The sequence below is a fragment of the Actinospineispora eucalypti genome, from assembly GCF_039543365.1.
GTDB lineage: Bacteria > Actinomycetota > Actinomycetes > Mycobacteriales > Pseudonocardiaceae > Pseudonocardia > Pseudonocardia eucalypti.
Map to the genome: position 1 here is coordinate 254598 of NZ_BAABJP010000001.1, position 14354 is coordinate 268951.

Sequence of the window (14354 nt, forward strand, 5' to 3'; positions counted from 1 at the left end):
AACGTATCCCGCAGCACCGTCGCACGATCGTGATGTCGCCCGTCAGGTGAATTCTTCTCGATGGCGGATGGCATGCTCGTCCGGTGCGATTCGAGTCGATTGTGGAGTTGGGCGGCAAGACGGCCACCGGGATCCGGGTGCCCGCCGAGGTGGTCGAGGGGTTGGGCTCCCACCGGCGCCCGCCGGTCCAGGTGACCGTCGGCGGGCACACCTACCGAACCACCGTGGCGCCCATGTCCGGGGCGTACTTCGTGCCGCTCAGCGCGGAGAACCGGGCCGCCGCCGGGGTGGCCGCCGGCGACCGGGTCACCGTGGACATCGAGCTTGACACCGAGCCCAGGATGGTCGAGGTCCCGGCCGACCTGGCCGAGGCGCTGGCCCGCGTCCCGGCCGCGCGCGACCGTTTCCGGGCGCTGTCGTACAGCCGGCAGCGGGCGCACGTGCTGTCGGTGGAGGGCGCCAAGACCCCCGAGACCCGAGCCCGCCGGGTGGTAAAGGTCCTCGACGAGCTGAGCTGAGCGGAAGCGGAGGGATTCGAACCCCCGAGTGGTTTCCCACTGCTCGCTTTCAAGGCGAGTGCATTCGGCCGCTCTGCCACGCTTCCACGGACAGCGTAGCGAGCGGCCGCGTCACGCTCGACCGGCGCCGGTGGCTGTGGTGGGATCGGCACGTCACGCACGGGCGGATCGGACGCCCCGGCCCGGGAGGACACCGTGGATTTCAACTCCGATGCTGAGCTGGACACCTCTCAGGTCGAGGACCTGAGGGGCAGCGGCGGCGGTGGGGGTGGCGGCTTCGGCGGCCGGGTGGCGCTGGGCGGCGGCGGGGTCAGCCTGGTCGGGTTGCTGCTCTACTTCGTGCTCTCCCAGGTGGGCGGGGCGGCCGGGATCGACCCGAGCATCCTCACCGGCGGCGCCCCGGGCGGGACCGCCAGCCGGTCGCAGTCGCAGAGTGGCCAGGTCAGCGACGAGGCACTGCGGCAGCGCTGCCAGCGGGGCAGGGACGCGGCGGCCAACCGGGACTGCGAGGCGGTCGCGGTGATCAATTCCATCCAGGCCTACTGGACCCGCGAGTTCGCCAGCGAGGGGCGCCGCTACCAGCCGGCCAACACCCGGTTCTTCTCCGGCGGGGTGAACACCGGTTGCGGCGCGGCCAGCTCGGACACCGGCCCGTTCTACTGCCCGGCCGATCACCTGATCTACATCGACCTGACCTTCTTCCAGGAGCTGGAGCAGCGGTTCGGGGCCAAGGGCGGCCCGTTCGCCCGCGCGTACGTGCTGGCCCACGAGTACGGCCACCACGTGCAGAACCTGCTCGGCACCAACCGGCAGGTGCGGTCGGGGGCGACGGGCGCGACGTCCGGCTCGGTGCGCCTGGAGTTGCAGGCCGACTGTTATGCGGGCGTTTGGGCCAACCACGCCACCCAGACCACCAGTGCCTCCGGCAAACCGCTCATCCAAAACGTCACGTCCACCGATATCGCCGCCGGAGTGGACACCGCGGAACGAATCGGTGACGACTTCATCCAATCCGAACTGGCCGGTCAGCGCGTGGACCAGAGCAAATTCACCCATGGAAGCTCGGCGCAGCGAGAGAAATGGCTCCTGGCCGGCATTCGGTCCGGTGACCCGGGGCAGTGTGACACCTTCGCCAAAGGTACGGACCTAGGCTAACTATTACCCGGAATTCGGCGGTCCCTCGGGCCCGGCCCGGCGGGGGCGCCCCGGCGTGTCCCGGGCGGAGGCTCCGGAACCGATCCAGTGGGGGCGCAGCGACATCCGGAGGCGCTATATCCGCGCGCGCCAAACCGGGGAGAGGTGGTGGTGACCGGGGTCGGGCGGGGGCTCCCATTCCACGCCGACCCCGGTCACTCTGATCTGGTAACGACGCGGCGGCGGTTTCGGTTCGGGATGGATACCCCGAAATCGCCTGCCTCTACACCTAAAACGGGCAACGGAAAGGGCAAGCTAATTCGGCACGAAGGGCACGACCGGCCGTTCTCGTGCGGTGAATTGCGGTCAGTGACGGCTCACTTGTGATGGCAAAGTCCAGGTAAGCCCGGTTTGGGCCGGTTGACCGGCACCTAACTGATCGCCGAACGGTCGGCGGCGGAGATGTGTTCCATCTGATTACGCTCGGCGATGGACTGCCGCCATCGATCGCCGGGAAAAGTGTGACATAAAGCACTGACCTGGTCGGTTTAGAAGTATCCGACCAGGTCAGCGGGTTTTGATATCGATCTTTGGCGCCGCACTAGAACACGTCGGGCGACGCCGGTGTGTGGCTTATGCCACCGGTCGGGTGATCGGCTGGCTGTGGTTGCGCCAGGACTGGCCGACCGGCGGCGCGGTGCTGGCCACCCCGGCACCGGGGGAGTCGTAGCTGTAGCCGTACTCCGACTGCGGGGTGTCCAGCGTGGACGGGGTCGCCTGCGGCGTCGGGGCCGCGCCCTGGTCGCTGGGCAGGCTGTTGTTGGTGGCGTCGTCGCCGGTCGAGCCGCTGGCGCCGCCGGTACCGCCCGGAGCGCCGTTCGCGGTGCTCGGCGCGTTGTCCTCGCCGCCGCTGTTGTTCGGCGTGGTCTTCGGGGTGGTCGGCGTGGTCTTCGGCGTCGACGGCGTGGTGGACGTGGACGGCGGCTTGGTCACCGTCGTCGTCTGGTTGTGGGTCGTGGCGGCCGGCGGCTTGGGCTTGGGCTTCGGCGTGGTGTGCTTGGCCGGCTCCGGCGCCGAGGTGGTGGCCGGCGCGCTGGTCTCCGGGGTCAACGTGTTCGAGGTGTTGTCCGGGGTGTCGGAGCTCTTCGGCCAGAGGAAGATCGCGGCCAGGATGGCGCCGATGGCCACCACCGCGCCGACGCCGATGAGCATGCCGTTCTGCTTCGGCTTGCTCTGCTCGGCGTACTGCTCGCCCTCGTGGCCGCCGTCGGCGAACGCGGCCGGGGCCACGTCCGGGCGTTGCGGCTCGGCGATCGACGGACGCTGCGGTTCCGGTCGCTGCGGCGGAGGCGGCGGACCGCCCTGCCCACCCGCGCTCTGGCCGCCCGAAGCGGGGGGCGGACCGGAGCGGAACGCGGCGCCACCGATCGCGCCGGCCGCGCCGACGCCGGCCTGGCTGGGCCGCAGCCCGCCGCTGCCCTGCACCCCCGGGGGCGGACCCGGCTGCGGCGGAGGCTGGGGGGAGATGGCCAGGGCGGCGCCCATCGCGATCGCCGTCTTGGGGTCGGCGTCCACCGCGACCGGCCGGCCCAGCTCGTCGGACACCAGCTGGGAGACCAGCGGGATCCGGGACGAACCTCCGACCAGCAGCACGGCCGAGAGGTCGGCCGGGGTCAGCCCGGCGGAGTTGATCGCCCGGCGCAGCGCCAGGATCGTCTCCTCCAGGGCGGGGCGGATCATCGCCTCGAACTCGCCCCGGGTGATCCGGCTCTGCGAACGCAGGTTGGGCAGCAGCACCGGGATGGTCGCCTCGGTGTCGCTGGACAGCGCCTCCTTGGCCTCGACGCACTCGCGGCGCAGCCGGGCCACGGCGGTGAGCACGTCCGGGTCCTCCGGGTCCAGCCCCTCCAGCTGGCCGCCCAGGCTCTCCCGCACGTGGCTGAACACGGCCTCGTCGAAGTCGACGCCGCCCAGCCGCTCCAGGCCCTCCGGCTGGCCGAGCAGCTCGAACCCGCCGTTCTGCGTCTTGCGCACCACGGCGGCGTCGAACGTGCCGCCGCCCAGGTCGTAGACGGCGATCGTGGAGCCCACGTCGACCCGCTCGGCGGACGCGTAGCTGACCGCCGCCGCCTGCGGCTCGGCCAGGAAGGTGACGGAGAGGCCCACGTCGTGCAGCGCCCGGCCCAGCAGGTCCTTCTTGTGCGCGCCCCACGCGGCGGGGTGGGTGACCGCGATGCGCCGGGGCGGGCCGCCCTCGCGCTCCGAGACCAGGTCGACCACCCAGCGGGTCATCCGGGCGCCCAGTTCGTGCGCCTGGTACTGGCGGGAACCGATGAGCAGCGGGATCTCGTCGCCGATGCGCCGCTTGAACTCGCGGACCACCCGGTCCGGGTCGGTCAGCGCGCGCCGCTCGGCGGACTCGCCCACCAGTACGGACCCGTCGTCGGCCAGGTACATCACGGATGCGACCGTTGCCGACCGGGCGCCGAGGGTGACCACGTCCGGTGTCCGTTGACCGGCGCGGCCGATGGACGCCGCCGTGTAGGTGGTGCCCAAGTCGATGCCGAGCTGGTACGTCATCCCGCGTTCCCCTTACCGATCACGCCAATCCCCTCCCGAACGCATTGGTGTCGCCCGGACACAGTCCGGACCCCCCAATCCCCCAATGGGCAGACTCCCATACCCCGTATCCCGCCCCGCACCGAACCCTGCTCGTTCCCCGATGCGCCGGGCGCCCGAACGGCCTATCGTGACGTGATATCAGCGGTCGTCCGGGTTCGGTTAGGGGGTAGGCGGTGTCTGCCCCTTCCTCGCTGCTGGACTGGTTGCACAGCATCATGAGCGACCCGGAGGCCAGCGCGGCGTTCCGACACGACCCCGAGGGGTACGCCTCGGCGCACGGCCTCGCCGACCTCACCGCCGCGGACCTGCACGACGCGGTCGCGCTGCTCGCCGACTCCGCGCCGGCCGACTACCGCGAATGGGTCGCCAGCCGCACCTTCCCGGAGGCCTCCGCGTTCGGTGAGTCCGAGCCCGACTTCGGGACCGGCTCCGTGCCCGGTGAGACGGGGCTCGGCCACAGCGGTCTCGACGAGGGCGGCTTCGGGCACGGCAGCCTGGACGAGGCCGGCGTCGGGCACGGCAGCCTGGACGAGGCCGGCGTCGGGCACGGTGAGGCCGGGTTTGGCCACGAAACCCTCGACGAGGGCGGGTTTGGGCACGTTGACGGCGGCCAGGCCGGGTTCGCGCACGACGGAGTGGACGAGCCGGACTTCGGGCGCGGCGGCGGCCAGGACGGCTTCGGCCGTGAGGGACTGGGCGAGCCGGGCTTCGGACACGGCGGTTTCGAGGACGGCGGTTTCGAGGATCCCGGCTTTGGCGAAGGCGGAGCCGACCAGCCTGGCCTGGTCCACGGTGATCTGGGCGAGGCCGACTTCGGCCATGGCGAGCCGGATCTGGGGCACGACGACGTCGACCAGGCCGACTTCGGGCATGGCGATCCCGATCTGGGGTCCGATGACGCCGACCCTGCCGACTTCGGGCACGGCTGGTCGGCCTAGCGCGCCTCTACCGGGGTGATCGCCGTCCGTGGCGGTCCAGCCTCGATATTCGACGCTGAACCGCCACGAACAGCGATCAACCGGCGCGACAGGCCATGAGCCGACCTTCGACGCCGGAATCCCGCCGGCGCGCGGGCCCAGGAGTCTCAGGAGTCTCAGCAGCCTCGGGAAGTGACGGTGGCTCGGGCGGTCGCGCGGGCGCTTGAGCGGTGTTATTGCCCTTCCCTCCCAGTGCTAGCGTGACGCGAACGTGTTGCAGTAGCCGGGACGTTGGGCGCAATCCCCCTAATCCCCGCAATCCGCCCGGGTCCCACCCCCGTAGGGCCGGTCGATCGGAACCCTGTCCGATCCCCGATGGCCCGGACGCCGGTGAGCCATAGCTTTGGTGCCAACGCCGGAACCCCCGTCCGGCCCAGCAAGACTTCACAACCCATTCAGGAGACAACACGATGGCTACCTCGACTGAACTGCTGGACTGGCTGCTGGACCTGCTGCGCGACCCGGACGCGCGGGCCGCGTTCATCGACGACCCGGAGGGCTACCTCAACGAGTGCGGGTTCGGCGACGTGAGCTCCGGCGACATCCGGGACGCCCTGCAGGTGATCTCGGACAACGACCACTACCACAACGACCACCACGTGCACTGGCCGCCGCCGCACAACGACCACCACGACGATGCCCCGGCGACCTACCTCAAGACCTACGTGACGAACAACCACACGGTCATCGAGGACCACAGCACCAACATCGACAACTCCATCCACCAGAACATCGACACCGATGGTGGTGACTTCAACCAGGTCATCGACAACGACCCGGTGGTCGCCTCGGGCGACGGCTCGGTGGCGGCGGGTGACGACATCCGCGACAGCGACATCACCACCGGCGACCACAACGTGGTCGGCGACAACAACCAGGCCGTGACCGGCGACGACAACACCACCTCGTTCGGCTCCGGCGACGCCACCAGCTCCAACATCGGCCACGCCAACTTCGGTGACGGTGGCTCGCTCTCCGTCGGCGGCGACTCGCACGGCTACAACAGCGACAACGACACCAACACCTCGGTGCACAACTCCGGCGACGGGGACACCGCGGTGAACGTGGCCGGCGACGGCGGCCACGCCGACCAGGGCGTGGACCAGAGCCACACGGACAACAGTGAGTACTCGAACTACGAGGACCACAGCCGCACCGACAGCCACGACGACATCAACTCGCACAACGACGTGCGCGACGTCGACAGCCACAACACGGACGTCACGCACATCTGAGATATCAAGTGCCGCGACCAAGCGGTTGGCTGAACGGCCGGCCCCACCATGGGGCCGGCCGTTCGCTGTGCAAAGGGAGGCAATTAGGCTGCCACCCGATAGTGAAGGCGACTGGCGGAGGTGACTGGCGTGGCGCTACCCGATGCGGTCGCGCTGGTGGAACTGGCGCTCAAGGCCACGGCGGCGTACAAGCGTCCGGACCTGGCCCGCCGGTTGCAGCAGATCCGGGTCCGGCTGCTCGACCCCAACGTGCGTGTGCTCGTGGTCGGCGAGTTCAAGCAGGGCAAGAGCCAACTGGTGAACGCGCTGGTCAACGCCCCGGTCTGCCCGGTGGACGACGACATCGCGACGGCCATCCCCACCGCCGTCCGGTACGCCGAGACGGCGTCGGTGACGCTGGTCCGGGAGTCCGAGTCGGACTCCGGGGAGCCGTTGCCCGCGCAGCGCACCGAGGTCCCGGTGGACCAGCTGGCCCAGTACGTCTCCGAGGCGGGCAACCCGGGCAACCGGCAGCAGCTGACCTACGCCGAGGTGGGGATTCCGCGCAAGCTGCTGCAGGGCGGCATGGTGCTGGTGGACACCCCCGGCGTCGGCGGTCTCGGCTCGGCCCACGGCGCGGCGACGATGGCCGCGCTGCCCAAGGCCGACGCCGTGCTGCTGGTCTCCGATGCCGCGCAGGAGTACACGGCCCCCGAGCTGGACTTCCTGGAGTCGGCCCGCCAGCTGTGCCCGAACGTGGCCTGCGTGGTCACCAAGACCGACCTGTACCCGCACTGGCGGCGGATCGTGGAGCTCAACCACGGGCACCTCCGCCGGGTCGGCGACTCGAGCGTGGCAGGAGCGCCGGTGTTCCCGGTGTCCTCCACGCTGCGGCTGCACGCGCTGCGGGGCGAGGACTCGGCGATGATGCAGGAGTCCGGCTACGTGGAGCTGATCCAGTTCCTGCAGCGGGACGTGGTGGCCCGGTCCGACGAGCTGGACCGCCGGTCCACCAGCCAGGCCGTGGTGGCGGTGGCCGAGCAGATCTCCACCGCGTTCTCCTCCGAGCTGATGACCCTGGAGGACCCGCACAAGGCCGCCGAGCTGATGGACCAGCTGAAGCGGGCCAAGGCCGCCGCCGACGACCTCAAGCAGCGCTCCGCGCGCTGGAACATCACCCTCAACGATGGCGTCGGCGACCTCAACTCGGACGTCGAGTACGACCTGCGGGACCGGCTGCGCGCGGTCTCGCGGGAGGCCGAGCGCATCGCCGAGAGCAGCGACCCGAAGGACACCTGGGACCAGCTGGTCAGCTGGACCGAGCAGCAGGTCTCCCAGGCGGCCACCCAGAACTTCGTGTGGGCCATCCAGCGGGCGCAGTACCTGGCCCAACAGGTGGCCGACCACTTCAGCTCCAACGCGGTGCTGCCGGACCTGAGCTTCGGGCAGAACGACTTCTCCTCCGGCGAGCTGCGCAACATGGAGAAGCCCGAGCTGGAGGTCATGGGCGTCGGGAACAAGCTGTTCTCCGGCCTGCGCGGCGGTTACGGCGGCATGGTGATGGTCGGCATGGCCACCGGCCTGGCCGGCATGTCGCTGCTGAACCCGCTGTCCGCCGCCGCCGGCCTGGCCTTCGGCGGCAAGACCGTCGCCGACGAGCTGAAACGTAACAAGCAACGCCGGCAGTCGGACGCCAAGATGGCCGTGCGCAAGTACATCGACGACGTCACGTTCCAGATGGGCAAGGACACCCGCGACATGCTCCGCCAGGTGCAGCGCACGCTGCGTGACCACTTCTCGCAGGTCGCCGAGGAGATGTCCACCTCGCTGGCCGAGGCGGTCTCCTCGGCGGGCAGTGCGGTGAAGATGGACGAGACCCAGCGCGTCGCCCGGATCCGGGACCTGAAGGCCGAGCTGGAGCGGATCGAGAACATGGCCCAGCGAGCGCGCGGCCTGGCCGGCGCCGCCGGCGCCGGCACCAACGCGCTGGCCGCCAGCTCGCGGGCGGGGGCGCTGTGACGGTCTCCGGCACGGGCCCGCAGGGGGCGCTGAACCTGGGCAACGCGGTGCGCGGCCTGATGCAGCAGGCGATCCAGGTCTACGGGGACTCGCCGCAGGCGGTCGGCTGGCTGCGCATGCACCTGGCCCGGTTCGAGGAACCGCTGCGGGTGGCCATCGCCGGCAAGGTCAAGGCGGGCAAGTCCACCCTGCTGAACGCGCTGGTCGGCGAGGCGGTGGCGCCCACCGACGCCGGCGAGTGCACGCGGATCGTCACCTGGTACCAGGACGGGCACGCGCCCCGGGTGATGATGCACCCGCGCGGCGGGCAGCCCAGCCAGCTGTCCATCCACCGCCGCGACGGGGCGCTGTCCTTCGACCTGGCCGGCACGTCGCCGGACCAGGTGGACCGGCTGGTGGTGGACTGGCCCTCGCAGAGCCTGCGCGGCACCACGCTGATCGACACCCCGGGCATCGACTCGCTGTCCCGGGACGTCTCGGCGGTGTCCCACCAGTTCCTCGCCCCGGAGGACGCGCCGACCGCCGCCGACGCGGTGGTCTACCTGATGCGGCACCTGCACTCCGGCGACGTGCGGTTCCTGGAGTCGTTCTACGACCAGGGCGTGGCGCGGGCCACGGCGGTGAACACCATCGCCGTGCTGTCCCGGGCGGACGAGATCGGTGTCGGCCGGCTGGACGCGCTGATGTCGGCCAAGAAGATCGCCGCCCGCTACCGCACGGACGACAAGCTGCGCGACCTGGCGCAGACCGTGGTCGCGGTGGCCGGCCTGCTCGCGCAGACCGGGCGGACCATGAAGCAGTCCGAGTTCGCCGCGCTGATCCAGCTGTCCAAGCTGGAGCGGGCGGACATGGACAAGCTGCTCCTGTCCGCCGACCGGTTCTGCGCACCGGACGGCAGCGACGTGCTGACCGGCGACGAGCGGCGCAAGCTGCTGGACCGGTTCGGGCTGTTCGGCGTGCGGCTGGGCGTGACGCTGATCCGCCAGGGCGTGGACGACCCGGCGAAACTGTCCGCCGAGCTGGTCCGCCGGTCCGGGCTGGACGACCTGCGCGAGGTGTTGAACATCCAGTTCACCGAGCGCCGGGACCTGCTGAAGGCCCGGTCCGCGCTGCTGGCGCTGGACCTGGTGCTGCACCGCGAGCCCCGCACGCAGGCGCAGCACCTCGCGGTGGAGCTGGAACGGATCATGTCCGGCGCGCACGAGTTCAACGAGCTGCGGCTGCTCACCGCGCTGCGGTCCGGCGCGGTGAAGATGCCGGAGGAGGCGCGCAACGAGGCGGAACGGCTGCTCGGCGGCGAGGGCGGGGTGGCCTACGCGCGATTGGGCCTGGACGCCAACGCCGACCTCTCCGAGTTCCGCAACGCCACCCTGGAAGCCCTCTCGAAGTGGCGCCGCCGCGCCGAAAACCCCCTCTCCACCCGAGCCCAGACGGACGCCGCTCGCGTGGTCATGCGCTCCTGCGAAGGCATCCTCGCCACCCTCCCCCGCTGATTCAGTGGGTTTGGCACGGTGATTCAGTGCTTTCCGCAGGCTGATTCAGTGACTTCAGCAGGGTGGTTCAGTGACTTCGGCAGGGTGATTCAGTGACTTCAGCGGCCGGCGGGCTGGACGATAAGGCGTAGCTGGGCGATCAGCTCGCCCCGGCTGTTCGAACCGAGGCGCTGGCGCATCCGCGCCACGTGGTGTTCCACGGTCTTCGCCGAGATGAACAGCCGCTCGCCGATCTGCTTGTAGGTGAGGCCGTCCAGCACCAGCTCGGCCACCTCGCGCTCCCGGTCGCTGAGCGTGCCTTCCTCCGCGCCGTCCCGAGTCGGGGGCGCCACCGGCGCGGCCGGTCGGGGGTCGGGGGCTCGCCCGGGGACCGGGGACACCGCTGCCGCGGCGGGTTGTGGTGCCGGGCCGGTGTTGGGTGGTGGGGCGGCGGCGTTCTGGCCGGCGTTCTGCAGGCCCCGGGCGCAGGCCAGGAGTGCGCTCATCGCCTTCCGGTCGGGGGTGCGGATGGCGCCCTGGCCGGCCAGCTTGCCGCCGTCCCAGGACAGCCCGACGGCGTGCAGGCCGCGCGCGGCCGAGTCGACCGCCGCCGGGTCCACCTTGCCGTCCCGCATCACCGCCAGCCAGCTGCGCGCGGCCACCGCCATGGCGGCGGCGTACCGACTGTGCGGCGCCGCCTCCTCCAGCCGTTCCGCCTGCAGTCCGGCCTCCGGCCAGTTCTCCGCCGCGATCGCGGCGTGCAGCTCCGACCAGTACAGCGAGGCCGACCACAGCACCGGATAGTCCAGCGCGGAGAGCAGCGCGTGCGCCTCGTCCAGGTGCGGGCGCACCCAGGTCTGCTCGCGCAGCCGGGCCGAGGCCACGATCAGCTCGCCCAGTGGTTGCAGCACGTAGAGGTCCACCGGGTGGCGCACGATCGCCTCGCGCGCGCGGCTCCACGCCGTCATTAGCGCGGCCAGGTCACCGGCCCGCCGGGCCAGCCCCACCTCGAGGGCGGCCGCGACCAGTTCGTCCCGGGGCTCCAGCACCTTGCTCGGGTCGTCGACCTCGGCGAGCAGCGTGCGGGCCACCCCGGTGGCTCCGGAGGACATCGCGATCCACGCCTGCAACAGCCGGTGCCGGGCCGCCGCGGCTCGGCCGCCGAGGCCGATCGCCACCGCCCGGTCGAGTACCGAGCGGGCCACGTCCAGCTCGCCGCAGTGGGCCGCGACCAGTGCGGCCAGTGCGGCCGGGGTGTCCGGCAGGAGCACCGCCCGCGCGGTCGGTTCGAGCAGCGCGGCAGCCCGGGCCAACTGGGACAGCGCGGCGGTCGGCGAGCCGGTGATGGTGTCGTAGACGCCCCGGGCGAGCAGCGCCTCGGCGCCGGCTATCAGGGTGGGCGGGTGGGTTAGAGCGGGATGCGGGTGGGCTGAGGAGGGATGCGGGCCTGAGCCGGGTTGCAGCAGGGCGCGCGCCTCGGCCAGTGCGCCGGTGCCGAGCAGGGCGGGCACCGCGACCACCGCGTTGGCGCCCAGTGCGCTCGCCCCCAGCCACCGGTATAGCTCCGCGCTGCGCGCCAGCAGACCCCGCTGGGCCAGCGCGGCGGCGGCCACGCTCACCGCGCGCGCCCGGTCCGCCTCGGGCACCTCACCGGAGGCGGAGAGCACCTGGTCGGCCAGCTCCAGCGCGCGGTCCAGGTCTCCGGCCCGGGCGGCGGCCTCCGCGCCGCGCGCGGCCAGCGGCAGGGTCGGCGCGCCCGCCTCGATCGCCGCGTCCAGCAGCCGGGAGGCCATCGCCGGATGCTCGGCCAGCGCCTCGTCGGCGGCGGCGGTGAACACCGAAGCGATCCGTTCCCCGCTCGCCCCGGTGTCCAGCAGGTTCTGGGCGGCGGCGAGCACCGATCCGCCCTGTTCGAGCTGGATCTCGGCGAGCTGGCGGCGTACCGCGAGCCGGTGCACGGCGGGCGTGCGGCGCAGCGCCGCGCGGGCCTGCAGTGGGCGCAGCTCGCCGGCCGAGTCCAGCAGGCCGGCCGCCCGCGCCTGCTCGGTCAGCTCGGCCACTTCGGCGGCCGGCAGGTCCAGCAGCGGTGCCAGCACCTCGCCGTCCAGCGGCGCGCCGACCGCGAACGCCAGGGTCAGCCGCAGCACCGGCTCGGGCAGCCGGTCCAGCTCGTAGGACAGCTGCTCGATCAGCCCGCGCGGCGGCTCGGACCAGTCCGGGCGGCGCGGGTCGGCCTCGCGCAGCGCGTTGAGCAGCCGGTCCACCAGCAGCGGGAGGCCACCGGTCTGCTCGAACACGTAGTCCACGAGCGCGGTGGTCGGCCGGCCCTCACTGTGCATCGCGGCGCGTCCGGCCACCCCGGTGCGATCCAGGTTGCCCAGCACCAGCGGCGCGCGGCCCCGGGCCAGGTCGGCCCCGAGCGCGGCCAGTTCGGGCGAGCGGGGCCAGGGCCGGTGCGCCACCACTACGCGGCGCGGCTCGCCGGTGGTGGCCAGCCGGGTGCGGATCCCGGCCAGCGTGGCGTCGGGAAGCAGGTGCGCGTCGTCCACCAGCAGGACGGCGTCCGGGTCGTCCGGTGCGGGCTCGAGGCCGGGACGCAGGCGGTGCACGACCGCGCCCGGGTGGGCGAACCGTTCGGCCAGCGCGTCCAGGAGGACGCTCTTTCCCGAGCCGGACACGCCGACGACATCCAGCCGCAGGTCCGCGCCGGGATCGGCGGCCACCTGCTGGTACAGCCTCCGGGCGGCGGGCGACCCGGTGAGGGACGTCTCGCCGGCGGGAGCCGCCGAGGTGCGGGCACTGCCACGTAACAAACTGGGACCCCATCTCGCACTGTCGACCACTGGGAGTGACCCCTGATCGTGTCGAGCAGTCCGAGAATACTGCGGGCGCGGTCACACCCCGACACCACCCGGCCCACCCCAGGCCCACTCGCGCGACCCCCACCCCGCGAGTCGGGGATCCAGGTCCGGCGAGTCGGGGATCTAAGTCCGGCGAGTCGGGGTTCTGGGTACGGCGGAGTCGGGGATCTGGGTACACCGAGCCGCCGTACCTGAATGCCCGACTCGCGGTACCTGAATGCCCGACTCGCGGTACCTGAATGCCCGACTCGCGGTACCTGAATCCCCGACTCGCCGTACCTGAATCCCCGACTCGCGGGGTGAGTCAGGCTAGGAGGCGTTGCCAGGTGGGGTGGTCGATCACTGCCGGCGCTTGGGTGGCGGGCGTGTTGGGGCGGTGCAGGAGGGCTTGGGCGGCCAGGTCGGCCTCGCCGCCCTGACCCGGGCGCACGTCGACGGCCAGGAGCGGCCACGAGCCGCCGGCGATCATGCCGGTGCGCTCCATGTTGTTGCGCGTCTGGAAGGCCAGCACGCCCTGGGATGTGCTGGCGCCGAAGGTGCCGTCGGCCGGCACGCCCGCCACCCCGGCGGCGCGCAGCAGGTGCTGCGCGGCGAGCACCCGGGGGCCGGTATCGGCCGGGCGTAACAGCGGCCAGGTCGGTGCGGCCATGGCCAGCCGGGCGCCCTCGGTGGCCTTGCCGAGCTGCTGGGCGACCTCGTTGCGCAGCTGGGGCAACATCCCGTAGAGCTTGTCGCCCGGGCAGGCGGTATCCCGGAAGTCGCGGTGGCCGTAGATCATGTCGGCCTCGATGCCGTACTGCTGGCACACGTAGACGCACAGTGACCGCAGCGAGGAGTACAGGGCGGCCGGCGGGTTCACCTCGGTGTAGGTGCCCTGGTTCTCGATGCCCACCGCGATGTCGTTCTGGTCCGGGCAGTGGGTTCCCTCGATCATCCACTGCCGGCCGAGCAGCGTGGCCAGGCTCTGGTGCCGGCCCTCGGCGATCAGTCCGCCCCGGTTGACCAGGAAGTGGTGGCCGGAGTCGATCCAGCCGTTGGTGTCCATGTGGAAGTCCTGGATGGACTTGGCCAGCACCACCAGGTCGTCCTCGCCGACCTCGGACCGGTTCGCGGTCGCCGTGTGGTGCACCAGGATCTTCACCGGGCGCTGCTTTATGATCTTGACGTCTTTGGAGGGGTCGCGCGCGTTCCAGTCGTCGCAGCTGGCGATCGACGGCACGCCGGGCCGGGCGGGAGCGGGCGCGGCGAGCTGCCCGTCCGAACCGGTGATCGGCTCGGCGTCGGAGACCAGCCGGACCCGCGCGGCCTCCGCCCGGGACCGCGAGCCGAACAACGCGCCGGTGATGGCCAGCGCGGACAGTCCGCCCATCAACCCCCGCCGGGACAGCCGGGAGCGACCCTCGGACTCACCGCCCGCCGAGGGTGACGCGGGGCAACCTGGGCACATCGCGTCCCCCTTTTGTCCGCCTTCAAACCAAGCGGGAAAACCATCGCTCACCGTGATCTCGCCGCCGGGCACTCTCCCCCGAATGGGCGA

At 71.8% G+C, this 14354-nt stretch carries 9 protein-coding genes and 1 tRNA gene; 6 read left to right on the forward strand and 4 right to left on the reverse strand.

All coding sequences use genetic code 11. The features are described 5' to 3' along the window. The first annotated feature begins 83 nt into the window (after positions 1 to 83). Positions 84 to 518 carry a DUF1905 domain-containing protein gene (locus ABEB12_RS01230; protein WP_185058530.1) on the forward strand — a complete coding sequence of 145 codons (435 nt, stop codon included), beginning with the start codon at positions 84 to 86 and terminating at the stop codon, positions 516 to 518. A 1-nt stretch (position 519) separates the two neighbouring features. Here ABEB12_RS01230 and ABEB12_RS01235 read toward each other — a convergent pair. Next, positions 520 to 604: transfer RNA gene (locus ABEB12_RS01235), tRNA-Ser, on the reverse strand. Between the two features lie 109 nt (positions 605 to 713). On the opposite strand from ABEB12_RS01235, the gene ypfJ reads away from it, so the two are divergent. After that, on the forward strand, positions 714 to 1673 hold the full coding sequence (gene ypfJ / locus ABEB12_RS01240; protein WP_185058531.1) for a KPN_02809 family neutral zinc metallopeptidase: 960 nt from the start codon (positions 714 to 716) through the stop codon (positions 1671 to 1673). A gap of 612 nt (positions 1674 to 2285) precedes the next feature. Here ypfJ and ABEB12_RS01245 read toward each other — a convergent pair. Next, entirely contained in the window at positions 2286 to 4232 is a 1947-nt protein-coding gene (locus tag ABEB12_RS01245) for an Hsp70 family protein (protein WP_185058532.1), read from the reverse strand. Positions 4233 to 4447: 215 nt separating this feature from the next. Between ABEB12_RS01245 and ABEB12_RS01250 the strand changes: the two genes are divergently transcribed. The 4 genes from ABEB12_RS01250 to ABEB12_RS01265 all read left to right on the forward strand — a co-directional run bounded on the left by ABEB12_RS01250 (position 4448) and on the right by ABEB12_RS01265 (position 9977). Beyond that, complete coding sequence (locus ABEB12_RS01250; protein WP_185058533.1) at positions 4448 to 5212, forward strand: IniB N-terminal domain-containing protein; 765 nt, start codon at positions 4448 to 4450, stop codon at positions 5210 to 5212. 449 nt (positions 5213 to 5661) lie between these two features. Continuing rightward, entirely contained in the window at positions 5662 to 6486 is an 825-nt protein-coding gene (locus ABEB12_RS01255) for an IniB N-terminal domain-containing protein (protein ID WP_185058534.1), read from the forward strand. 129 nt (positions 6487 to 6615) lie between these two features. After that, positions 6616 to 8484 (forward strand): dynamin family protein, encoded by a 1869-nt coding sequence (locus ABEB12_RS01260; RefSeq protein WP_185058535.1) that lies wholly within the window; start codon positions 6616 to 6618, stop codon positions 8482 to 8484. Next, the gene (locus ABEB12_RS01265; protein WP_345702469.1) at positions 8481 to 9977 is read left to right on the forward strand and encodes a dynamin family protein; all 1497 of its coding nucleotides are present in this window, start codon (positions 8481 to 8483) and stop codon (positions 9975 to 9977) included. Before ABEB12_RS01260 ends, ABEB12_RS01265 begins: the two co-directional genes overlap by 4 nt. Positions 9978 to 10075: 98 nt before the next feature. Here ABEB12_RS01265 and ABEB12_RS01270 read toward each other — a convergent pair whose 3' ends face one another. Together ABEB12_RS01270 and ABEB12_RS01275 are read right to left on the reverse strand one after the other, a co-directional pair. After that, positions 10076 to 12769, reverse strand: coding sequence for a LuxR C-terminal-related transcriptional regulator (locus ABEB12_RS01270; protein ID WP_185058536.1), 2694 nt, complete (start codon positions 12767 to 12769; stop codon positions 10076 to 10078). Between the two features lie 352 nt (positions 12770 to 13121). Then, complete coding sequence (locus tag ABEB12_RS01275) at positions 13122 to 14264, reverse strand: N-acetylmuramoyl-L-alanine amidase (protein ID WP_185058537.1); 1143 nt, start codon at positions 14262 to 14264, stop codon at positions 13122 to 13124. Positions 14265 to 14354: the final 90 nt, after the last annotated feature.

Excerpts from the sequence above, each read along its gene's own strand:
- ABEB12_RS01245 (WP_185058532.1), bottom strand. The coding sequence starts at position 4,232 with ATGACGTACCAGCTCGGCATCGACTTGGGCACCACCTACACGGCGGCG.
- ABEB12_RS01255 (WP_185058534.1), top strand. The coding sequence starts at position 5,662 with ATGGCTACCTCGACTGAACTGCTGGACTGGCTGCTGGACCTGCTGCGC.
- ABEB12_RS01275 (WP_185058537.1), bottom strand. The coding sequence starts at position 14,264 with ATGTGCCCAGGTTGCCCCGCGTCACCCTCGGCGGGCGGTGAGTCCGAG.